Below are 22,375 nucleotides of genomic sequence, written 5' to 3'. Positions count from 1 at the left end.
CTCCCGGGCCGTCAGCAGCGGGTCCGGCCGCAGCATCAGATGCAGCAGCGCCCCCGCGACCAGGAAGACGACGGTGCCCCACAGGAAGGGACCGGCGGCCTTCGGGATGCCCAGCCCGGCCACGCTCGCTCCGGCGGGCGCCGCGATGTTCGGTCCGAGTACGGCGCCGACGGTGGTCGCCCATACGACTGTCGAGATGGCCCGCGCGCGGTGGTGCGGCTCGGCCAGGTCAGCGGCGGCGAAGCGGACCTGGAGGTTCGCGGCGTTGCTGGCGCCGAACGCGGCCATGCCCACCAGCAGCAGCGGGAAGACGCGGGTGGCGGCGGCCACCACGACGACCACCCCGCCCACGGCGGCCACCGCGTACGCCGTGGTGAGCCCCACCCGGCGCCCACGCCGTGCCGTCAGGGCCGCGAACGGCAGGGACAGCAGCGCGGTCCCGATCACGGAGGACGTGGAGGCCAGTCCGGCGACGGCCTCGGAGCCGCCGATCTCCTCCGCGAGCACGGAGGCCAGTGCCACCGCCGTGGAGACGCCGAGCCCGCCGAGGATCTGGCTGAGGACCAGCGCCGTCTGCACCCGCCGCCGCACGGCTCCCAGCGCGGCCCCGCCCGGATCGGGGGCGGGCACCCCCGCGGCCGTCTTCCTCGTGGCCCGGTCGCCGGAGGCACCGGCCGTCCTCCCCGGGGTGTCAGCACCGTCCGCCGTCCCACGCATGTCCGTCACGTCGCGCAGTCTGGCAGGAGCATGACCTCCTCCACCACGGACTTACGGCGGAAACACGCACGGATGCGCGAGCACCTGGCCACCAGGGCGGGGCCACCGTCCCGGCCCCAGGGCGGGGCCACCGTCCCGGCCGAGGTCACGGTCCCGGCCGAGGTCACGGTCCCGGGCGGGCCACTCCCCCGGGGCGATGGAACCACGGTCCCAGGGCGAGGAGGGGGTCTCGCGGCGAGGGGCCGTCTCCGGGTCGGCCGCCGGACGGCAGGGGCCGTCTCCCGGGCGGCCACCGGGTCAGAACAGGGGCTGCGGCAGGACGCCCTCCAGAGCGAGGAGAGTGCGTTTGGTCTCCAGGCCGCCGCCGAAGCCGCCTATCGCACCGGAGCTCTCCAGCACCCGGTGGCAGGGCACCACGACCGGCAACGGGTTGGCCCCCATGGCGACGCCCACCGCGCGGGCCGCTCCCGCGTCGCCCACCCGGACCGCCAGGTCCTGATACCCCACGGTCGTCCCGTACGGCACCGTGTGGGCCAGCTCGTGCAGCACGCGCGCGTGGAAACCGCCCGTCAGCGACCAGTCCAGGGGGACGGTGAAGGGGGCGCGGTCCCCCTCGAAGTAGCGTTCGAGCTCGGCCAGGGCCGTGCGGAGGTGACCGGACACGCGCGGGGCACGCTCGGCGGATATCACCTCGCACCCCAGGCGCCCGGCCAGCCGGGACAGCGCCCGCTCCAGCGTGCGTCCCCGCGCATGGAAGACGACGTTGACCAGGCCCTTCCCGGTGGCCGCGAGCATCAGCGGCCCGATGGGCGTCTCCCGCACGGCCCATACGCACGTCCCCGGGGCCGGGGCGGAGGCGGCCGGGGCGGGTCCGTCCGGCTCCGGGGCGGGACCTTCCGGCTCCGGGGCCCGGCCGCCGTGCGCGGCCTGCGGGGTGGCCGAAGTGTCAGTCATACCGGCAGCCTAGAGCGCCCCACTGACACCCGCCTCCGAACCGCCCCCGGAACCTCGGCCTCCGCCCCGGTACTGCCCCCGCCCGCCCCGAGGGCGCCCGGCGGCGTCGCAGCCGGGACGCACGGGGGCAGGGCGCGGTCCGGACCGGCGGGTCAGCCGGCGGTCGCCGCCCCGGCGACCGCGTCGCTGACGATGTCGGGCTTGTTGGAGATGATGCCGTCCACCCCGGCGTCGGCGACCTTGCGGGCGGTGGCGGCGTCGTTCACGGTCCAGGTGAAGACCTCCATCCGCTTGTGGTGGGGGCCCTTGAGCGCCTGAACGGCGCGCACGTAGTCCTTGGTGGCGTCCGCGTAGGTGGGGTTGATCTGGTCGGTGAACCTCGCGAAGTCCTTCAGCTCGCCCGTCTTGGGCGTGCCCAGGAAGCCGGTCTTCACCGCGGCGTTCCGCTTGTGGATCTCGGCGACGGCGTTCTTGTTGAAGCTCTGGACTATGAGCCGGTTCCTGGTGTGCCGGTGGTCCAGCCAGCCCTCGCGCCCCAGCTGGCCGAGCGTCTCGCGTTCGATGCCGGGATAGAGCTCCGGTGACTTCAGCTCCAGCAGGAGGTTCTGGCCGTTGCTGGTGACGCGGTCCAGGAACTCGCGCAGCGTCGGGATCCGCTCGCCCGCGAACTCGTTGCCGAACCAGCTGCCGGCGTCGAGCGTCTTGATCTCCTTGAGCGTGAAGTCGGAGACCTTCCAGGGGTTGCGGCCGGGGAAGCGCTGTTCGACGTCGGTCGTACGGGAGAGCGTGGTGTCGTGGAGGACGACCAGCTCACCGTCCTTCGTGCGCTGCACATCGTTCTCGACCCAGTCGATGCCCAGCTCGTGGGCCTTGTCCACGGCGGCGAGCGTGTTCTCCGGGGCGTAACCCGACGCTCCGCGGTGCGCCACCGCCAGGGGGGACTTATGGGGTTTTCTCGTTTCCGACTGCGGCGAAGGGGCGGCGGAGTCTACGCCAGGCTCCGGCGTCTGTCTTGCCGGCCGCTCGGAGGCCGTGGCGGCCGGAGCGGCGGTGAGGAAGAGCGCGCTCATACCCAGCAGCGCGCCTGTGGTGGCAGCGGTCAGCGGGCGTATCGACATGCGGGACTCCTCGCTTGTGCCTGCACGGACTGCGATGACAGTTCCCGATGCGCAATACAAACAAGCGGGGACAAAGTGGCGTAGAGCTGAACGAGGGGTGGCCAAGCCTCTGACCTGCGACGGAACAAATTGGCAGCTATCTGCCAGTGGGGGGTAGTTTGCGAGCGCGGTCCGGCTGTCAGTGCCGGGTCGTACCGTGGTGAGCATGCGGCCCAACACCGAGATCGAACGCAAGGTGGCGCCCTTCGAGGTCGTCAGCCCGTACCAGCCCAGTGGAGACCAGCCGACGGCGATCGCGGAGCTCGCACAGCGGGTCACCGCCGGTGAGAAGGACGTCGTGCTGCTGGGTGCGACTGGCACCGGCAAGTCGGCCACCACCGCGTGGATGATCGAGAAGCTCCAGCGGCCGACCCTGGTGATGGCGCCGAACAAGACCCTGGCGGCCCAGCTGGCCAATGAGTTCCGCGAGCTGCTGCCGAACAACGCGGTCGAGTACTTCGTGTCGTACTACGACTACTACCAGCCCGAGGCGTACGTCCCGCAGACGGACACCTACATCGAGAAGGACTCCTCCATCAACGAGGAGGTCGAACGTCTGCGCCACAGCGCGACGAACTCGCTGCTCACCCGCCGTGACGTCGTCGTGGTCGCCTCCGTCTCCTGCATCTACGGCCTGGGCACCCCGCAGGAGTACGTGGACCGCATGGTGCCGCTGAAGGTCGGCGAGGAGATCGACCGTGACGAACTGCTGCGCCGCTTCGTGGACGTGCAGTACACGCGCAACGACATGTCGTTCACCCGGGGCACCTTCCGGGTCCGCGGCGACACCATCGAGATCTTCCCGGTCTACGAGGAGCTGGCCGTCCGCATCGAGATGTTCGGTGACGAGATCGAGGCGCTCTCCACGCTCCACCCGATCACCGGCGAGGTGATCTCGGACGACCAGGAGCTGTACGTCTTCCCCGCCTCCCACTACGTGGCCGGCCCCGAGCGCATGGAGCGCGCCATCAACGCCATCGAGGCGGAACTGGCCGAGACGCTGGAGTCGCTGGAGAAGCAGGGCAAGCTCCTGGAGGCCCAGCGGCTGCGGATGCGCACCACGTACGACATCGAGATGATGCGCCAGATCGGCACCTGCTCGGGCATCGAGAACTACTCGCGGCACATCGACGGCCGCGAGCCCGGCTCGGCCCCGCACACCCTGCTGGACTACTTCCCGGACGATTTCCTGCTGGTCATCGACGAGTCGCACCAGACGGTCCCGCAGATCGGCGCGATGTACGAGGGCGACGCGGCCCGCAAGCGCACACTGATCGACCACGGCTTCCGGCTGCCCTCCGCGCTGGACAACCGCCCGCTGAAGTGGGAGGAGTTCCTGGAGCGCATCGACCAGACGGTCTATCTGTCGGCCACCCCCGGCCCCTACGAGCTGGCCCGCTCCGACGGCTACGTGGAGCAGGTCATCCGCCCCACCGGGCTCGTCGACCCGGAGGTCGTCGTCAAGCCGACCGAGGGCCAGATCGACGACCTGGTGCACGAGATCCGGCTCCGCGAGGAGCGCGACGAGCGGGTGCTGGTCACCACCCTCACCAAGAAGATGGCCGAGGACCTGACGGACTACTTCACGGAGCTGGGCATCCAGGTCCGCTATCTGCACAGCGACGTGGACACACTGCGCCGCATCGAACTGCTGCGCGAGCTGCGCTCCGGTGAGTACGACGTGCTGGTGGGCATCAACCTGCTGCGTGAGGGCCTCGACCTGCCCGAGGTCTCCCTGGTGGCGATCCTGGACGCCGACAAGGAGGGCTTCCTGCGCTCGGGCACCTCGCTGATCCAGACCATCGGCCGCGCGGCGCGCAACGTGTCCGGCCAGGTCCACATGTACGCGGACCAGATCACCCCGGGCATGCAGCGGGCCATCGACGAGACCAACCGCCGCCGCGAGAAGCAGATCGCCTACAACGAGGAGCACGGCATCGACCCCGAGCCGCTCCGCAAGAAGATCGGCGACATCGTCGCGGACATCGCCCGCGAACAGATCGACACCGAGGCACTGCTGGAGACGGGCTACCGCCAGCGCGACGAGACGGGCAAGGGCGGCAAGGCCGCGAAGGCCAAGGCGCCCACCCCGGCCAAGAGCAAGCGGGCCAAGGAGGCCGAACTCACCGACCGGCCGGCCGCGGAGCTGGCGGAGACCATCGAGGAGCTGACCGAGCGGATGCGCGCCGCGGCGGCCGAGCTGCAGTTCGAGGTGGCCGCGCGGCTGCGCGACGAGGTGGGCGAACTGAAGAAGGAGCTGCGCCAGATGAAGGAGGTAGGGCTCAAGTAGCCCCGGGTTCCCGCCGGAGCCCGGCCCGGGCGCGGCGAGTGTTGCAAGAACGACACAAGACGCGGGCGGCCGCCGCCGCTGTCGGTGCCCTTGCGTAGGGTGCTGTGCCTGATGGCCGCCCGTTGGCGGCCGGTGTTCACAGAGGGTCGGGCCCCTGTTCGGCAGAGGGTCAGAGAGGGGACGCACGTGTCGGTCAACTTGTCCAAGGGCCAGGCCATCAGCCTGCAGAAGAGCGACGGGGGCAACCTCACGGCCGTGCGCATGGGCCTGGGCTGGAAGGCCGCACAGCGCCGCGGGCTCTTCGGGAAGCGCACCAAGGAGATCGACCTGGACGCCTCGGCGGTGCTCTTCGCCGACAAGCAGCCGGTCGACGTCGTCTTCTTCCGCCACCTGGTGAGCGACGACGGCTCGGTCAAGCACACCGGCGACAACCTGGTGGGCGGTGTCGGCCAGGGCGGCGACGACGAGGCCATCACGGTGGACCTCCAGCGCGTCCCGGTGCACATCGACCAGATCGTCTTCACGGTGAACTCCTTCACCGGCCAGACGTTCGCCGAGGTCGAGAACGCCTTCTGCCGCATCGTCGACGAGACCAACGGCCAGGAGATGGCCCGCTACACCCTCACCGGCGGCGGCCAGTACACGGCGCAGATCATGGCCAAGGTGCACCGGCAGGGCGGTGGCTGGCAGATGACCGCCATCGGCGAGCCCACCAACGGCCGCACCTTCCAGGACCTGATGCCGGCGATCCTGCCGAAGCTGTGACCGCCCTGGTCCAGCCGCAGGCGTGACGAGCCGCAGGGGAGAGGCGCGAGGATGACGGCCGAGCTGGTCCGGGGGCAGAACCACCCGCTGCCCGGTACCCGGGTGGAGATACGGGTGACGGCGGACACACCGGTCATCGCGGGGGCGACCCTCAACGACGAGCGGGGGCGTCTGCGCGACGCCGGGTGGATCGCCCACCCGGCCGAGCCGCGGCTGCCCGGGGTGGAGGTCTCCCGTCAGGCGGCGGCCGCCCACCGCCTCGCCGTCGATCTCGCGGCGCTCCCGCAGGGCGTCCACCGGGTGAACGTCCTGCTGTCCCTGCCCACCGGGACGGGCGGCCCTGCCGCCTTCGCCGGGCTGGCCGCGCCCTTCGTCGCCGTCACGGGCCTGGACGGCGAGGAGATCGCCGGATACACGGTGACCGGACTGGGCGCAGAGTCCGCCGTCGTCGCCATGGAGCTGTACCGGCGCCAGGGGGCATGGAAGGTGCGGGCCGTCGGACAGGGCTACGCCGACGGACTCGCCGCGCTGCTGGCCGACCAGGGCCTCGGTGACGCGCACGCGCTCGCCGGGACCATCGACGAGGCGGTCGCCGCCGGAAGGGCCCGCTCGGTGGCCCGGCCACAGGACGGCTCGGCCGGCGGAGGGGGGATCGACTACCGCCACCCCCGCCGCGCCGCCGCCCCGCAGCCCGCCGCCGCACCGGCGGCTCCGGCCACGGGACCGTCCACCACGGGACCGTCCACCACGGGGCGGACCACCACGGGGCGGACTACCACGGGACCGACCGCGGCGCGTCCCGCCGCCCCGCCCGCTCCCGCCGCCCCGCCTCCCGCCCCACCGCAGGGGGACGGCTCGCAGCCCGTCGCCGGGGATGCCCCGGGCTGGTCGATGGAGGAGCGGCTCTACAACCAGATATGGGGCATGTTCGAGGACCTGGCCCGCACGGTCGCGGCCTACCGGTCCGCCGTGGACTTCGCCGCGTCGCGGATGGAACGGGAGCTGGAGGACGTCCTGGGCGACCCGCGCACCCGCATCGGCCCCGCGGCCGACGCCGCCCGCGCCGCGGCCCACGCCAAGCACAACGCCCTCGTCGAACAGGCCGAGACGTCGCTGGAGCGGGACCTCGCCCAGCTGGAGGCCGAGGCGGACGTGGTCGAACCCGCGCTGCCGCCCGCGCTGGCCCGCTGGGACAGTCCGGTCTGGCAGGCGTACCAGCCGCCCGCCGGGCGCCCCATGGGGCTGCGGGTGGGCGACCTGAGCTTGCCCGAGCATGCCGGTCTGCGCATCCCGCTGCTGGTGCGGCTGCCGCTGGAGCGGGGCCTGTGGATCGACAGCGGGCGGGCGCGGGGCGGCGAGACCTCCCTCGCGGACACGGACGAACTGCGGCGGCTCGCCGCGCTCACCGCGACGGCCCTCGCGGCACGCATCGTCGCCGTCCACCCGGCGGGCGAGATGTCGGTGCACGTCATCGATCCGGCGGGCGCGGCGGCCACCGCGCTGCTGCCGCTGGTCGAGTCCGGGGTGCTGGGCGAGGCGCCCGCGGCGGGGGCCTCGGGCGTCGCCCGCACCCTGGAGCGGCTGACACGGCGGGTGGACCTGGTGCAGATGGCGGTGCGCAGCGGGGCCACCGACGCGCTGCCGCCCGACCTCGACGTCGCCGACCAGCTGCTGGTCGTTCACGACTTCCCGCACGGCTTCGACGACCGCGCGGTCAACCAGCTCCGCTACCTCGCGGACGAGGGCCCCTCGGTCGGCGTCAGCCTGATGATGGTCGCCGACCGGGACGAGGCCGGCGGCTACGGGCCCGTGCTCGACCCGCTGTGGCGCTCCTTGCTGCGGCTGACCCCCGTGCCCGACGACCACCTGGCGGACCCCTGGGTCGGCCACGCCTGGACGTACGAGCCGCCCCTGGTGCCCGGCGACAGCCAGGTCGTCCCGCAGGTGCTGCGGCGCGTGGTGGCGGCCCGGCACTCCGCCGGGGGGTGAACGCGGGGCCCCGTCCCGGTCGCCCCGGTCGCCCCGTCGACCCCCGCCGCCACCTTCCTCCAGTCGGCCGGGTCCACCGCGCACACCCGCCTGAGCTGGGGCATTGCCCCCCTCTTTACCTTTCCATGGGTTTGCTTTACTCTTTCTTTCAACGGAGGGGAGTATTCCCAGCCACGCGGTGACCCCGTCAGTACGGACCGGACAGGGCCGGTCCCGGGGCGCCGGCCCGGTCCGCTGTGGGCGGCGGTCCCGGGTGGAAGAGACCTCCGGCCCATGCTCCAAGGCAAGCCGGAGGACTGCTCATGGACGTTTCCCCGTCCGTCTGGGTGCTGACCATCGTCGGTCTGTGCGCCCTCATCGCTGTCGACTTCTTCATCGGCGGCCGCAAGCCGCACGAGGTCTCCCTCAAGGAGGCCGGGATCTGGACGACCGTCTGGATCGTCCTCGCCGCCCTCTTCGGGCTCGGCGTCTTCCTGTTCGGAGGAGGTCAGGCCTCCGGGGAGTTCTTCGCGGGCTTCATCACCGAGAAGTCGCTGAGTGTGGACAACCTCTTCGTCTTCGTCCTGATCATGGCGAAGTTCGCGGTCCCCACCATCTACCAGCAGCGCGTGCTGATGGTCGGTGTCCTCATAGCGCTGGTGCTGCGCGGCATTTTCATCGCGGCCGGCGCCGCGATCATCTCCACCTTCTCCTGGGTCTTCTTCCTCTTCGGCGCCTTCCTCATCTGGACGGCGTGGAAGCTCATCCAGGAGGCCCGCGCGGACGAGGAGGAGGACTTCGAGGAGAACCGGCTGCTCAAGTCCATCGAGCGCCGCTTCCCGTCCACCGACAAGTACCACGGCACCAAACTGACGATCCTGGAGAACGGCAAGCGGCTGATGACGCCGATGCTGATCGTGATGCTCGCGATCGGTACCACCGACGTCCTCTTCGCGCTGGACTCCATCCCGGCCATCTTCGGCCTGACGCAGGACCCGTACATCGTCTTCACCGCCAACGCCTTCGCCCTGATGGGCCTGCGGCAGCTGTACTTCCTCATCGGCGGTCTGCTGAAGAAGCTGGTGCACCTGTCCTACGGGCTGTCGGTCATCCTCGGCTTCATCGGCGTCAAGCTGGTGCTGCACGCCCTGCACGAGACCGGAGTGCACGTGCCGGAGATCAGCATCCCGGTCTCGCTGGGTGTCATCTGCGCCGTGCTGATCGTCACCACGATCACCTCCCTGATGGCCTCCAGCAAGCAGGCCAAGGCCGGGGAGGGCGAGCGCGCCGCGTCGGCCGGGCGGCCGGAGGGTGCGGGGGCGGAGTCCTCGGACGGCGACGGGGGCGCCGAAGGCACCGAGAGGACCCGGGAAGCCGAGGCCGCCCGCAAGGCGGAAGTGGACTCCTGACCCCGGCCTCCCGGGCCCGGCCCGGCACCGCCCGGCCCGGGCTCCCGGCCCCGCCCCGTCACCCCTTCCGGTAGGGGGCGGGGCCGGGGCACTTCCCCTCCGCCTGCCGGTGGGGCGGGGGCGGGTCGCTTCCGGCGGGAGCGCGGGGATGCCCGGACGGCCGGTCAGCGGGTGACGGTCACCTTCTGCTCGGCCCTCACCCCGTTGACGAGCACCGACAGCGTGACGGTGCCCGGCGCGCGCCCGCGCAGCACACCGCTCTTTGGGTCGTACCCGGCCACACACCGCCCCCGGGGCACGCTGCCCCGCACACACAGCCCCGCCGAACCCGGCCAGTCCGCGCTGACCGGCCAGCCGACCGGCACCCGGCGCGCGCCCGGGCCGGTGCCCTGTTCGACAGTGGCCGACGCCGTGCCGCTGCCGCCCACCGACAGCCGCTCGGGGGCCTGGAGCGTCAGCCGGTCCACGTGGGCGCGGGTCTGCACGGAGAGCCAGTCGCCGTCCCGGTGCGGCCGGCCCTTGTCGATGCCCAGCAGCGACCACCCGGTGAACCCGCCCTGGTCCGGTGGGGCGGCGGGCGACTTCCCCGCGTTGCCGTTGACGAGGTAGGGCACGCCGTCCACCCGGGAGGCGTCGAAGGTCCCCACGTGCCCGGCGACCAAGGCCGCGCCCTTGCCCGAGCGGGCGCGGAAGCGGGACAGCCAGTCCTCCAGCAGGTCGGCCTCCATCCGGTCGGTGAGCCGGCTGGCCTGCTGCGGCGTCGGATCGCGCGGGGGCACGTGCTGGATGACGGCGACCGAGGTGACGCGGCGGTCCCGCGCCGCCTCGTCCAGCTGCCGCCGCAGTTCCTGGAACTGCCCGTACCCGCCGCCGCGCACCGTCAGCGACGAGGTGTCGAGGGTGAGGAACCGGGTGCCCTTGTGGTCGAACGTGCGCTGCGCGGGGCCGAACTCCTTGACGAAATCGGCGATGGAGCCGCCCATCACCTCGTGGTTGCCGGGGACGTAGTACCAGGGGAGGGCGTCGCCCAGCTCCTCGGTCAGCAGTTTCCGGGCGAACGCCAGATCCGCCGGCGATCCCTCGTCCACCAGGTCGCCGTTGACGACCAGGAAGTCCGGGCGGGCCGCGCGGATCTCCCGCAGGGTGCGGCGTGCCTGCCGTACCGCCTCGCTGTCCGGGTCACGGGCCACGAACTGCGCGTCCGACATCACCGCGAACCGCCAGTCGCGCCCGGCCACCTCGGCTGCCGTGGAGACCAGCGGGTCGTGCGGGCGCCCGGCGGCCGGAAGGGCGACATCGGGCGGGGTGCGCGCCACGAGTTCGTCCAGCACCACCTGGCCCTTGTACTGCGCCTGGGGTCGGGTCTCGGCCAGGTAGAAGCGGCGCAGTGTCAGCGGGTATGCCACTCCTTCGGGTACGTCGAAGGTGACCTGGCGCCAGTCGCGCCAGTCCACCAGCGGTCCGCGCAGCACCTGGTCGGTGCCGGCCGCGTCCTTGAGGTGGAGCGAGGGCCAGGCACCGGAGCCGTCCCCTCTGATCCACAGGGTGAAGCCGCGTGGCTGGCCGGGAATCGACCGGTCGGCGGGCGGGGTGGCGTAGGCGGCGCGGGTGGCGGTCGACTGGGTGAAGTCGTAGCTGAGCTTCAGTCCGCCGCCCTCCTTGCCGGACGGTTCGGGCGCCACCGATCCGGTGGCACGGGCCGCGCTGAACTTCCACGCGGAAGCGTCGTCGAAGTCCGCGACCGTCTGCTCCCGCAGCCCGACGGTGACGGCCAGCCGTGTCGTCTTCCCGCGCACCGTGACGGTCACCGTGCCGGAGGCCGACTCCTGACCGGAGCGCGGGGTGACGGTGAACCCGCCGCCCGCCGCGTCCTGGTCGGGCACGACGGAGAACAGCGAACGGTCGTACGAGAGCCGTGCGTCGGCCGGTTCGATCGGTGCGCTGTTGCCGTCCGCGTCGTAGCCGACCAGCCCGAACGAGCCCTTGGCGTGGCCGTCCGCCAGCCCGACCCGGTCCGTGGTGGGCCGGACGCGGTCCAGCTCCCCGAGGACCCGCAGCGTCACCGAGCCCTTGGCGGAGCCGTTCGTGGCGCCCCCGCGCGCGGTCACCTCGGTGGTGCCGCCGCGGCGGGCGTGGAAGACGCCGCTCCCGTCGGCCCTGCCCTCGACGCGGCCCACGCGGGGCCGTGCCGTGTGCCAGGAGGGGCGGGGCGCTCCGGTGGCGGGCCCGTAGGTCTCGTCGTACGCGGCGGCGGTCAGGGTGCGCCGCAGACCGGGGAAGACCCGGTCCGGGTGGCCGCCCGGCACGGTGTCGGCGGTCGGGGCCCGGTCCGGGTCGAGGGCCGTCTTCACCCAGTAGCCGCTCAGCCGCCCCGAACCTTCGGGAGCGGTCAGCGCCAGACCGTTGGGCACCTCGCGTTCCTCGCCGTCGGAGGGGGAGTTCTCCAGCCGCAGGGTGTCGGAGCCCGGCTCGCGGGCCAGCAGGGTGGAGGAGCCGCCGCCGTCGAGGTTGAGGGCGTTGTGGGCGCCCAGCCTCGTCATCATCAGCGCCAGTTCGGTGAGGGTCACGCCGCCGGAGGCCGCCTGGCGGCCGTCCACGGTCAGCACGTGCATGGTGCCGCCGTCCTTGGAGAACCCGACCGCGGTGCGCGGCGCCGCCGTGTTGTTCGGCCTGCCGTCCCAGTTCTGCGGCTTCCCGTCCACGACCAGCAGGCCCCGGCCGCCGACCGCGGTTCGCGGCACCGGGGAGCCGTCGTCGGTGCGCACCCGGTACTCGACGGCCACCGGGTCGCCGGGGCGCAGGGCGGCCAGCCGGGCGGCACCCGCTCCCCGGCCCAGCAGAACGGTCGTCCCGTCAAGGATGTCACCCTTTCCGGGCTTCTCCGCGACGGAGGCGACCTTGCCGTCCTCGACCGTCACCTCGGTCACCTTCGGTTCCTGATCGACCGTCAGCGCCCGGTCGGCGTCGCCCCAGTGCGAGTCGTACAGGCCGATGCCGCCCTCCGGCACGTTCGCGGCGTTCCGTCCGGCGAGCGGGGCGGCACCCCCGGGGAGGGTGACCGTTCCCTCGAAGTACAGGTCCAGGATGCGGCCGGCCGCCCGGGGGCCGATCCCGGCCGCCTCGGAGGTGCCCGGGGCGGGGGAGTGGGTCGGTGCGCCGTTGTCGATCCCCGGTCCGAGGGGAGCGCCCGTCTCGTTGATGTCGAAGAAGTCCGCGTTGATCGCCGCGATGGTGCGGCGCCCCTTGCCGGGCTTGTGCGCGGCGGCCAGCCGGCTGACGGTGCGCCGCTCGGAGACCTTGCCGGTGGACAGGTAGTCGGCGCTCGTGCCGCTCTCGGCGCTGCCGAGTTCCAGCGAGAGCGCGTCGGCCCGCAGCCACTTGTCCGACTCCAGGCGGGAGAAGGAGGTGAGCGAGGCGCCGGGTGCGAGGGGGCGGGTGGTGCGGGAGAGTTCCATGCCGTCGCCGTCGGCCATGGAACTGCCGTGGGCTGCGGGGCTGCGGTCGGCCACGGCGGGTGGTGCGGCGGCCGGTGCCGCCTGCCGGGCGGACGGGATGGCGGGCGTGGCCGCCAGTGTGATGCCGGCCGGCAGGAGGCCGGTCAGCAGCGCGGAGACGGCCGCCGCGGGCAGCAGCGACCGGGCGAGTCTTCCGCGTGTCGTGGACCGGTTGGCGCGTGCGTGGACTTGTCTCACAACGTCCCCCACGAAGACCTGTGTTCTCGGCACTTTCTGCGCACAGTGCCGCACAGGGTCCCAAGGGGGACCGGTCTACACCAGAGGGCGGGAGCGAAGTCGGGGGAAACATCAGTCTGGCGGAGGCGCATGCGGCGTAACGGGCGCGGAATAGGGGCCGCCCTGACTCGAACGGACCCCACGACTGCCCTTTTCCGACGTATCGGAGTGGTTTCCGCTCATGAACGCGCAAAATCGCCCGCGTCTCTGTTGACAGTTGCGCGAAACCAGCGGAAACCTTGCACGACCACGCACCCCCTGCCCCCTCGAACGCCTCGAACCCCTCCCAGGAGTACGCATCCGACGGCGTGCGGCAGCGTCCGACGGCATACGACGGCGGGCGGACGGCCCCACGGTGCCCTCGGCACCCCGGCCGCCGCCACCGCGCACCGGCCGCGTCGGACGACAGGCCGCCAGGACGCACCGAAGGGCCCGCACCATGGCAGCACCGCCCACCGCCCCGCCCCCACTCTCCTCCGGCTACCGCGCCGGCCGCATGATCGCGCTCACCGGCGCGGTCGTGGGGGTGGTCTACGGCTACGACACCGGCTCCATCTCCGGCGCGCTGGTCTTCCTGAGCGAGGACTTCGACCTGAGCGCGGGCGAGGCGGGGTTCGTCAACAGCATCCTGGTGCTCGGCAACATCCTGGGCGCCCTGGTCGCGGGACGGCTCGCCGACGCGCTCGGCCGCAAGCCCACCATGGTGCTCGTCGCCGCCGCGTACGCCGTCTTCTCCGCGCTCTCGGCCCTCTCACCCACGGTCCTCGTCCTCGACCTGGTGCGCTTCTGCCTGGGCGTCACGATCGGCGTCTCCATCGTGGCGGCGCCCCTGTTCATCGCCGAGTCCACCCCGGCCCGGCTGCGGGGCGCCGCGGTCGCCGGCTACCAGGTGGCCTGTGTCGCCGGGATCACGCTGACCTACTTCGTCAACTGGGGCCTGTCCGGCGGCGGCCACTGGCGGATCATGCTCGGCCTCGCCGCGATCCCCTCCGCCCTGGTCGTCATCCCGCTGCTGCGGCTGCCCGACAGCCCCCGCTGGTACCTCCTCAAGGGCCGGGTGGACGAGGCGGCCCGCGTGATGGCCGCCACCGACCCGGACGTGGACCCGCTCGCCGAGACCGCCGCCATCCAGCACGAGCTGCGCACCGAGCGGCGGGGCCGCGGTGGCTCACTGGGACAGATGGTCCGCCGCCCCTTCCTCCGCGCCACGGTCTTCGTCCTCGGCATGGGCTTCTTCTGTCAGATCACCGGCATCAACGCCGTCACCTACTACAGCCCGCAGATCTTCCGGACCCTCGGCTTCCACGGCGACGGGCAGGCGTTCCTGCTCCCCGCGATCGTCGAGCTGGTCTCGCTGGCCGCCACGGTCGCCGCCCTGTTCGTCGTGGACCGGCTCGGCCGCCGCGTCGTCCTGCTCTCGGGCATCGGCACCATGCTGGCCACCCTGCTCGTGCTGGCCGCACTCTTCGGCACCCACTCGCTCAGCGGAGCCGGGATCTGGCTCGGCTTCGGTGCGATCGCCCTGTTCACCGCGGCGTTCAACTTCGGGTTCGGCGCGCTCATCTGGGTCTACGCCTCGGAAGCCTTCCCCGCGCGGCTGCGCTCCCTGGGCGCCTCGGTGATGCTCACCGCGGACCTGGCGGCGAACTTCCTCGTCGCCCAGTTCTTCCCCTCTGTGCTGGAGGGCCTCGGCGCCACTTGGGCCTTCGGCGGCTTCGCCGCCCTGGCGCTGATCGCCCTGGTCTTCATGGCCCGGGTGGCGCCCGAGACCAAGGGCCGGCAACTGGAGGAGATCAGGGCGTACTGGCAGAACGGAGGCCGCTGGCCGTCCGAGGGGGAGCCCGGTACCACCGGGGGAGGGCTCCGTCCGGGTACCGCCCCGCCGCTGGGCACCGGCGTGGCGACCTCCACCCCCGGCGAGCGGCCCCGCTCCTGAGGCACTCCGGCACAGAAGGCTCTCTCCCCCTGGAACTTCTGCCCCTGACTTCTGCCCCTGGGACTTCCGCCACCCCGGAGGCTTCCGGCCCTGGGACTTCCGCGCCCGAGGCTTCCGTCCTTGCGACTGCGGTCCCTTGGACTCCGCCTCTGGGAGTCCCGTCCTTGGGAGTCCCGTCCCGGAGACTTCTGCCTCCGGGGCTCCCGTCCCCTGGGACCCGCCGCGGCGTCGGGCCCCGCCCGCGGTTCCCGCGGCCCGCCCCCGGGGCCTCAGCTCTCCGGGCCGGCGATCAGCTTGCCGCCGCGCACCTTCACCGGGACGGACGGCAGCGCCTGGGTGGCGGGACCCTTGGCGACCTCGCCCGTGTCCACATGGAAACGGCTCCCGTGCATGGGGCAGACGGCCACGTCCCCGTCCACCTCGCCCAGCAGGCTTCCCTGGTGGGTGCACACGGCGCTGAACCCCTTGAAGTCGCCCTCCTCCGGCTGCGAGACCAGCACCTTCTGCTCGGCGTACAGCTTGGCGCCGCCCACCGGCACGGCCTTCGCGTCGCCCAGGTCCACGGGCTCGTCGGGACCTTCCGAGGCCCCGGAGCCCCCGGACCCACCTCCGCCGCATGCCGCGGCGGTCAACCCCAGCGCGGCCAGCGCGGCGCCGCACAGCACGGTGCGGCGCGTGGCCGGCGATTCCTTGCTCGTCGTCACGCGCCGCACTCTACGTCCTCTTCTGTCCGGTCCGGCCGGCCGGTCAGCGCTTCCTGGTCGCGGCCGTCTTCCTGGCGGTGGCCTTCGCGGCCGTCGCCTTCTTGGCGGCCGTTCCGGCGCCGGACCTGGCGGACCGCTTCTTCGCCGCCGCCCTGACCGGGGCGGCGTCGCTGACGCGGTCGCCCAGGATGTCCCGCAGGAACTTGCCGGTGTGGCTGGCGGGCTCCGCCGCCACCTGCTCGGGCGTGCCCTCGGCGACGACCGTGCCGCCGCCGATGCCGCCCTCGGGGCCGAGGTCGACGACCCAGTCCGCGGTCTTGATGACGTCGAGGTTGTGCTCGATGACCAGTACGGAGTTGCCCTTGTCGACGAGGCCCTCCAGGACGCCGATGAGCTTCCTGATGTCCTCGAAGTGGAGGCCCGTCGTCGGCTCGTCCAGGACGTAGACCGTCCGGCCCGTCGAGCGCCGCTGCAACTCGCTCGCCAGCTTCACCCGCTGCGCCTCACCGCCCGAGAGCGTGGGCGCGGACTGGCCGAGCCGCACGTAGCCGAGCCCCACGTCGTTGAGGGTCCTCAGATGACGGGCGATGCCGGGCACCGCCTCGAAGAAGTCCAGGGCCTGCTCGATCGGCATGTCCAGGACCTCGGCGATGTTCTTGCCCTTGTAGTGGACCTCCAGGGTCTCCCGGTTGTAGCGCGCGCCGTGGCAGACCTCGCAGGGCACGTACACGTCCGGCAGGAAGTTCATCTCGATCTTGATGGTGCCGTCGCCCGCGCAGTTCTCGCAGCGGCCGCCCTTGACGTTGAAGGAGAAGCGGCCCTGCTGGTAGCCGCGGACCTTCGCCTCCGTCGTCTCGGCGAATAGCTTGCGGATGTGGTCGAACACCCCGGTGTAGGTGGCCGGGTTGGAGCGCGGTGTGCGGCCGATGGGCGACTGGTCGACGTGCACCACCTTGTCCACCAGGTCGTCGCCCTCGACGCGGGTGTGCCTGCCCGGCACCGTCCTGGCGCCGTGCAGCTCGCGGGCCAGGTGGGTGTAGAGGATGTCGTTGACCAGCGTCGACTTGCCGGAGCCGGACACGCCCGTGACGGCGGTGAGGACGCCCAGCGGGAAGGAGACGTCGATGTCGCGCAGGTTGTTCTCCCGCGCCCCCCGCACGGTCAGCTGCCGCGCCGGGTCGACGGGGCGGCGCACCTGCGGCACCGGGATCTCCCGCTTGCCGGCCAGGTACTGGCCGGTCATGGACTGCTCGTTGGCCAGCAGCTCCTTCAACGGGCCGCTGTGCACCACCTTGCCGCCGTGCTCGCCCGCGCCGGGACCGATGTCCACGACCCAGTCGGACGCCTTGATGGTGTCCTCGTCGTGCTCGACGACGATGAGCGTGTTGCCCAGGTCGCGCAGCCGCACCAGGGTCTCGATCAGCCGGTGGTTGTCGCGCTGGTGCAGGCCGATGGACGGCTCGTCCAGGACGTACAGCACACCGACGAGTCCGGAGCCGATCTGGGTGGCCAGGCGGATGCGCTGCGCCTCGCCGCCGGAGAGGGTGCCCGCGGCGCGGTTGAGGGACAGGTAGTCCAGGCCGACGTCCACCAGGAAGCGCAGCCGCTCGTTGACCTCCTTCAGGACGCGCTCGGCGATCTGCTTGTCGCGCCCGGTCAGTTTCAGCTCGCGCAGGAAGTCGGCGCACTCGGTGATCGACATCGCGGAGACCTCCGCGATGGACTTGCCCTGCACGGTCACCGCCAGCACCAGCGGCTTGAGCCGGGTGCCCTCGCAGGCCGGGCAGTTCACCTCGCGCATGTAGCCCTCGAAGCGCTCCCGGCTGCTGTCGGTCTCCGCCTCCGAGTGCCGCCGCTTGACGAACGGGACGACGCCCTCGAACGCGGTGGTGTACGCCCGCTCGCGGCCGTACCGGTTGCGGTAGCGCACCTCGACCTGGGTCTTGTGCCCGTACAGCAGTGCCTTCTTGGCCCGCGCGGGCAGGCCCGCCCACGGGATGTCCGTACGGAAGCCGAGCGCGTCGGCCAGGGCGCCGATCAGCCGGCCGAAGTACTCCCTGGTGTGCCCGTGCGACCAGGGGTGCAGGGCGCCCTCGTCCAGCGACTTCTCCTCGTCGGGGACGATCAGCTCCGGATCGACCTCCATCTGGGTGCCGATACCGGTGCACACCTGGCAGGCGCCGAAGGGGGAGTTGAAGGAGAACGAGCGGGGCTCCAGCTCCTCGAACGACAGGTCGTCGTACGGGCAGTACAGGTGCTCGGAGTACATCCGCTCGCGCTGCGGGTCGTCCTGCTCCAGGTCGACGAAGTCGAGGATGACCATGCCGCCCGACAGTCCGAGCGCCGTCTCCACCGAGTCCGTCAGCCGCCGCTTGGCGCTGCTCTTGACGGTGAGGCGGTCCACGACCACCTCGATGGTGTGCTTCTCCTGCTTCTTGAGCTTCGGCGGCTCGGACAGCTGGACCGTCTGCCCGTCCACCCGGGCGCGGCTGTAGCCCTTGGCCTGCAGCTCGTTGAAGAGATCGACGAACTCGCCCTTGCGCTGGCGCACCAGCGGGGAGAGGACCTGGAAGCGGCTGCCCTCCTCCAGGCCGAGCACCTTGTCCACGATCGCCTGCGGCGACTGGCGGGCGATGGGCCGGCCGCAGACGGGGCAGTGGGGTTTGCCGATCCGGGCGTAGAGCAGGCGGAGGTAGTCGTAGACCTCCGTGATGGTGCCGACCGTCGAGCGCGGGTTGCGCGAGGTCGACTTCTGGTCGATCGAGACCGCGGGGGAGAGCCCCTCGATGAAGTCGACGTCGGGCTTGTCCATCTGCCCGAGGAACTGCCGTGCGTAGGCGGACAGCGACTCGACGTAACGCCGCTGGCCCTCCGCGAAGATCGTGTCGAAGGCGAGCGAGGACTTGCCCGAGCCCGACAGCCCCGTGAAGACGACGAGCGAGTCACGGGGGAGGTCTATCGAGACGTTCTGCAGGTTGTGCTCGCGAGCGCCACGGACGAGAAGACGGTCGGTCACGCCTGTCGGCACCTTTCATGTGAGGAACGGGAGCCCGCCGCACCGCGGGAGTCCCCGACCAAGAGTAGGACGGCGCCGCCCGGAGTGTCGTGCGCTTCGGGAGCGGAGCCGGCCTTCGACTCTATAGCACGTGTTTTCGAATTACGGGCGGCCTCGTCATCTTCCACACGAACGAGTGGCCCCGTAGCTTTGGATCATGACGACGCCCGCGCACGACGCCGAACTCGTACGGACCGCGACCGGACGCCTGCTCAGCGCCACCGTCAAACTGGAGCCCTCGCAGGTGGCCGGGCCCTCCCGGCTGCCAGGCTGGACCCGCGCCCACGTGCTCGCCCACCTCGCCCGCAACGCCGACGCCCTCGTCAACGTCCTGGCGGGCCGCCCGATGTACGTCAGCGCCGAGGCCCGCGACGCCGACATCCAGAAGGGCGCGCACCGCACCCTGGACGAGCTGGTGGACGACGTCCGGGCCTCCGCCTCCCGCCTGGAGAGCGCCTTCGCCGCGCTCGGTGAGGACGACTGGAAGCGCACCGTCACCCTGCGCAACGGTGTGACGGATCTCGCCTCCTCCCTCCCCTTCCGCCGCTGGATCGAGGTCGAGCTGCACCACGTGGACCTCGGCATCGGCTACACCCTCCAGGACCTGCCGGGCACCTTCGTCGACCGGGAGCTGGCGAACATGGCCCGCCGCTTCGCCGGGCACCCCAACGTCCCCGTCGCCCTTGAGCTGCGCGCCGAGGACGGCACGACATGGCGGACCGGCGCCACCGAGGCGGGGGAGGACGGTCCGCTCGTGGTGGCCGGCACCCCCGTCGCCCTGGTCGGCTGGCTCACCGGACGGACCACCGGAAGCGGCCTGTCGGCGAGGGGGCCCCTGCCCGAGCTGCCCGCACTCTAGGGTGAGCCCATGCCATACAGCGGAAACGTGACGGTCGGCGGCCCCGCGGACGTGCACGAGCTGCGGGATCTGATGATCTCCAAGGTCGCCGTCGGCCCCATGGACAACAACGCGTACCTGCTGCGCTGCCGGGCCACAGGGCAGCAGCTCCTGATCGACGCCGCGAACGACGCGGGCACCCTGCTGGAACTCATCGGTGACGACGGCATCGCCTCCGTCGTCACCACCCACCGGCACGGCGACCACTGGCAGGCGCTGGCCGAGGTGGTGGCCGCCACGGGGGCGCGCACCTGCGCCGGGCGGTACGACGCCGAGGGCATCCCCGTCCCCACCGATGTCCTGCTCGAGGACGGGGACACTCTGCGGGTCGGCGAGGTGGAGCTGACCGCACGCCACCTGACCGGGCACACCCCCGGCTCCGTGGCCCTCGTCTACGACGACCCCTCCGGCCACCCGCACCTGTTCACGGGCGACTGCCTCTTCCCCGGCGGGGTGGGCAACACCTTCGGCGACGCGGAGAACTTCGCCCGCCTCATCGACGACGTCGAGAACAAGCTGTTCGGCCAACTCCCGGACGAGACCTGGGTGTACCCCGGGCACGGCGCCGACACCACTCTGGGGACCGAGCGCCCGCACCTGGCGGAGTGGCGCGAACGCGGCTGGTAGCCGACGGCGCACACGCTGAGGGGCGCGCGGCCCGGGGCCGCGCGCCCGATGATCGCTGTCACCCCGCCCCAGTAGGGTGTGAGGTATGGCAGACCCCTCCACCTACCGTCCGAAACCGGGAGAGATCCCCGACTCGCCCGGGGTCTACCGCTTCCGCGACGAACACCGCAGGGTGATCTACGTCGGCAAGGCCAAGAGCCTCCGCCAGCGGCTCGGCAACTACTTCCAGGACCTCGCCGGCCTCCATCCGCGCACCCGCACGATGGTGACCACGGCGGCCTCCGTCGAGTGGACGGTCGTGAGCACCGAGGTGGAGGCCCTCCAGCTCGAATACACCTGGATCCAGGAGTTCGCGCCCCGCTTCAACGTCAAGTACCGCGACGACAAGAGCTATCCGTCCCTCGCGGTGACGATGAACGAGGAGTTCCCCCGCGTCCAGGTGATGCGCGGCCCCAAGAAGAAGGGCGTGCGCTACTTCGGCCCCTACGGCCAGGCGTGGGCCATCCGCGAGACGGTCGACCTGATGCTGCGGGTCTTCCCCGTGCGCACCTGCTCCGCGGGGGTCTTCAAGCGCTCCCGGCAGATCGGCCGCCCCTGCCTGCTCGGCTACATCGGCAAGTGCTCCGCCCCCTGCGTCGGCCGGGTCACCCCGCAGGAGCACCGCGAACTGGCCGAGGAGTTCTGCGACTTCATGGCCGGGCACACCGGCTCCTACCTGCGCCGCCTGGAGCGGGAGATGCAGGAGGCGGCCGAGGAGCTGGAGTACGAGCGCGCCGCCCGGCTGCGCGACGACATCGACGCGCTCAAGCGCGCGATGGAGAAGAACGCCGTCGTCCTCACCGACGCCACCGACGCCGATCTGATCGCGGTGGCCGAGGACGAGCTGGAGGCCGCCGTCCAGATCTTCCATGTACGCGGCGGTCGCGTACGCGGGCAGCGCGGCTGGGTCACCGACAAGGTCGAGGCGGTGGGCACCGCCGAGCTGGTCGAGCACGCGCTCCAGCAGCTCTACGGCGCCGAGGAGGGCGACGCGGCCACCGGCGGCGGCAGCGGCGGCGTCCCCAAGGAGGTGCTGGTCCCGGCCCTGCCCGAGCCGGCGGAGCCCATAGCGCAGTGGCTCTCCGAGCGGCGCGGCGCCCAGGTGAGCCTGCGCATCCCGCAGCGCGGCGACAAGCGCGCCCTGATGGAGACGGTCCGGCGCAACGCCGAGCACGCCCTGGTGCTGCACAAGACCAAGCGGGCCTCCGACCTGACCACCCGCTCCCGCGCGCTGGAGGAGATCGCCGAGGCCCTCGATCTGGACTCGGCCCCGCTGCGCATCGAGTGCTTCGACATCTCCCACCTCCAGGGTGACGACGTGGTGGCCTCCATGGTCGTCTTCGAGGACGGCCTCGCGCGCAAGAGCGAGTACCGCCGCTTCCAGATCAAGTCCTTCGCGGGCCAGGACGACGTGCGGGCCATGCACGAGGTCGTCAGCCGCCGCTTCCGCCGCTACCTGGTGGACAAGCAGCGGACCGGGGAGTGGCCGGAGGAGGAGCTGGGCGGCGAACTGGAGGCGGGGCCGGCGGGCCGGGCCCCTGCCCCGCACCCCGCGGACGGATCCGCCCAGCCCGCGCAGCCCGCCCAGGGCGCCGGGCGGGACGAGGAGGGGCGGCCCAAGAAGTTCGCGTACCCGCCGCAGCTCGTGGTCGTCGACGGCGGGCAGCCGCAGGTCGCCGCCGCGCAGGCGGCGCTGGACGAGCTGGGCATCGACGACGTGGCCGTCTGCGGGCTGGCCAAGCGGCTGGAAGAGGTGTGGCTGCCCGGCGAGAGCGACCCGGTGGTGCTGCCCCGCTCCAGCGAGGGCCTCTACCTGCTCCAGCGGGTCCGCGACGAGGCGCACCGCTTCGCCATCCGCTACCAGCGCGGCAAGCGGGGCAAGCGGCTCCGCAGCAGCCCGCTGGACGACGTGCAGGGTCTGGGGGAGGCCCGCAAGAAGGCGCTGCTCAAGCACTTCGGCTCGGTCAAGAAGCTGCGTGCCGCCTCCGTGGAGGAGATCTCCCAGGTCCCCGGCGTGGGCCGCAAGACCGCCGAGACGGTCGTGGCGGCGCTGGCCGGGGCCGTGCCCTCGGGTCCGGCGGTGAATACCGCCACGGGTGAGATCGTTGAAGAAGAGTGAGCAAAC

At 72.1% G+C, this 22,375-nt stretch carries 14 protein-coding genes; 8 read left to right on the top strand and 6 right to left on the bottom strand.

Translation table 11 applies throughout. From position 1 onward, the window contains the following. The 3 genes from FM076_RS07275 to FM076_RS07265 form a co-directional block, all read right to left on the bottom strand. Nucleotides 1-717, bottom strand: a 717-nt coding sequence (locus FM076_RS07275; protein ID WP_173874561.1) for an MFS transporter, incomplete at its 3' end; no start/stop codon positions are given. 297 nt (nt 718-1,014) lie between these two features. Continuing rightward, nucleotides 1,015-1,671 carry a methylated-DNA--[protein]-cysteine S-methyltransferase gene (locus FM076_RS07270; RefSeq protein ID WP_173869117.1) on the bottom strand — a complete coding sequence of 219 codons (657 nt, stop codon included), beginning with the start codon at nt 1,669-1,671 and terminating at the stop codon, nt 1,015-1,017. A gap of 152 nt (nt 1,672-1,823) precedes the next feature. Next, nucleotides 1,824-2,789, bottom strand: a complete 966-nt coding sequence (locus tag FM076_RS07265) for a glycerophosphodiester phosphodiesterase (RefSeq protein ID WP_173869116.1) — start codon at nt 2,787-2,789, stop codon at nt 1,824-1,826. A 205-nt stretch (nt 2,790-2,994) separates the two neighbouring features. On the opposite strand from FM076_RS07265, the gene uvrB reads away from it, so the two are divergent. From uvrB to FM076_RS07245, 4 genes are all read left to right on the top strand, one after another. After that, entirely contained in the window at nt 2,995-5,118 is a 2,124-nt protein-coding gene (uvrB, locus tag FM076_RS07260; RefSeq protein ID WP_180217726.1) for an excinuclease ABC subunit UvrB, read from the top strand. A gap of 186 nt (nt 5,119-5,304) precedes the next feature. Continuing rightward, nucleotides 5,305-5,883: a TerD family protein gene (locus FM076_RS07255; RefSeq protein ID WP_173869114.1), complete on the top strand. Its 579-nt coding sequence runs from the start codon at nt 5,305-5,307 to the stop codon at nt 5,881-5,883. 51 nt (nt 5,884-5,934) lie between these two features. Continuing rightward, nucleotides 5,935-7,872, top strand: coding sequence for a TerD family protein (locus tag FM076_RS07250; protein WP_173869113.1), 1,938 nt, complete (start codon nt 5,935-5,937; stop codon nt 7,870-7,872). A gap of 302 nt (nt 7,873-8,174) precedes the next feature. Next, the gene (locus FM076_RS07245) at nt 8,175-9,260 is read left to right on the top strand and encodes a TerC family protein (protein ID WP_173869111.1); all 1,086 of its coding nucleotides are present in this window, start codon (nt 8,175-8,177) and stop codon (nt 9,258-9,260) included. A gap of 164 nt (nt 9,261-9,424) precedes the next feature. Here FM076_RS07245 and FM076_RS07240 read toward each other — a convergent pair whose 3' ends face one another. Then, nucleotides 9,425-12,715 (bottom strand): phosphodiester glycosidase family protein, encoded by a 3,291-nt coding sequence (locus tag FM076_RS07240; RefSeq protein WP_243274822.1) that lies wholly within the window; start codon nt 12,713-12,715, stop codon nt 9,425-9,427. A gap of 715 nt (nt 12,716-13,430) precedes the next feature. On the opposite strand from FM076_RS07240, the gene FM076_RS07235 reads away from it, so the two are divergent. Further along, entirely contained in the window at nt 13,431-14,927 is a 1,497-nt protein-coding gene (locus FM076_RS07235) for a sugar porter family MFS transporter (RefSeq protein ID WP_173869109.1), read from the top strand. Between the two features lie 269 nt (nt 14,928-15,196). Here the strand turns inward: FM076_RS07235 and FM076_RS07230 are convergent, their stop codons facing one another. Both FM076_RS07230 and uvrA read right to left on the bottom strand, forming a co-directional pair. Further along, nucleotides 15,197-15,640: a Rieske 2Fe-2S domain-containing protein gene (locus FM076_RS07230; RefSeq protein ID WP_173869108.1), complete on the bottom strand. Its 444-nt coding sequence runs from the start codon at nt 15,638-15,640 to the stop codon at nt 15,197-15,199. A 34-nt stretch (nt 15,641-15,674) separates the two neighbouring features. Next, complete coding sequence (gene uvrA / locus FM076_RS07225) at nt 15,675-18,647, bottom strand: excinuclease ABC subunit UvrA (protein ID WP_173869107.1); 2,973 nt, start codon at nt 18,645-18,647, stop codon at nt 15,675-15,677. A gap of 196 nt (nt 18,648-18,843) precedes the next feature. On the opposite strand from uvrA, the gene FM076_RS07220 reads away from it, so the two are divergent. From FM076_RS07220 to uvrC, 3 genes are all read left to right on the top strand, one after another. Further along, on the top strand, nt 18,844-19,545 hold the full coding sequence (locus FM076_RS07220; RefSeq protein WP_173869106.1) for a maleylpyruvate isomerase family mycothiol-dependent enzyme: 702 nt from the start codon (nt 18,844-18,846) through the stop codon (nt 19,543-19,545). Between the two features lie 9 nt (nt 19,546-19,554). Further along, the gene (locus FM076_RS07215) at nt 19,555-20,211 is read left to right on the top strand and encodes an MBL fold metallo-hydrolase (protein WP_173869104.1); all 657 of its coding nucleotides are present in this window, start codon (nt 19,555-19,557) and stop codon (nt 20,209-20,211) included. 85 nt (nt 20,212-20,296) lie between these two features. Beyond that, the gene (uvrC, locus tag FM076_RS07210; RefSeq protein WP_173869103.1) at nt 20,297-22,369 is read left to right on the top strand and encodes an excinuclease ABC subunit UvrC; all 2,073 of its coding nucleotides are present in this window, start codon (nt 20,297-20,299) and stop codon (nt 22,367-22,369) included. Nucleotides 22,370-22,375 lie beyond the last annotated feature (6 nt).

The sequence above is a fragment of the Streptomyces albus subsp. chlorinus genome (genome assembly GCF_013302895.1).
GTDB lineage: Bacteria > Actinomycetota > Actinomycetes > Streptomycetales > Streptomycetaceae > Streptomyces > Streptomyces chlorinus.
Note: the sequence above shows the minus strand (reverse complement) of the source record. Positions and strands in the feature narration are given on the sequence as shown.

What these genes read in the sequence shown, in the direction of transcription:
- FM076_RS07270 (WP_173869117.1), bottom strand. Translation starts at nt 1,671, where the DNA reads ATGACTGACACTTCGGCCACCCCGCAGGCCGCGCACGGCGGCCGGGCC.
- uvrB (WP_180217726.1), top strand. Translation starts at nt 2,995, where the DNA reads ATGCGGCCCAACACCGAGATCGAACGCAAGGTGGCGCCCTTCGAGGTC.
- FM076_RS07240 (WP_243274822.1), bottom strand. Translation starts at nt 12,715, where the DNA reads ATGGAACTCTCCCGCACCACCCGCCCCCTCGCACCCGGCGCCTCGCTC.
- FM076_RS07235 (WP_173869109.1), top strand. Translation starts at nt 13,431, where the DNA reads ATGGCAGCACCGCCCACCGCCCCGCCCCCACTCTCCTCCGGCTACCGC.
- FM076_RS07250 (WP_173869113.1), top strand. Translation starts at nt 5,935, where the DNA reads ATGACGGCCGAGCTGGTCCGGGGGCAGAACCACCCGCTGCCCGGTACC.
- FM076_RS07265 (WP_173869116.1), bottom strand. Translation starts at nt 2,789, where the DNA reads ATGTCGATACGCCCGCTGACCGCTGCCACCACAGGCGCGCTGCTGGGT.
- FM076_RS07215 (WP_173869104.1), top strand. Translation starts at nt 19,555, where the DNA reads ATGCCATACAGCGGAAACGTGACGGTCGGCGGCCCCGCGGACGTGCAC.
- FM076_RS07220 (WP_173869106.1), top strand. Translation starts at nt 18,844, where the DNA reads ATGACGACGCCCGCGCACGACGCCGAACTCGTACGGACCGCGACCGGA.
- FM076_RS07245 (WP_173869111.1), top strand. Translation starts at nt 8,175, where the DNA reads ATGGACGTTTCCCCGTCCGTCTGGGTGCTGACCATCGTCGGTCTGTGC.
- uvrC (WP_173869103.1), top strand. Translation starts at nt 20,297, where the DNA reads ATGGCAGACCCCTCCACCTACCGTCCGAAACCGGGAGAGATCCCCGAC.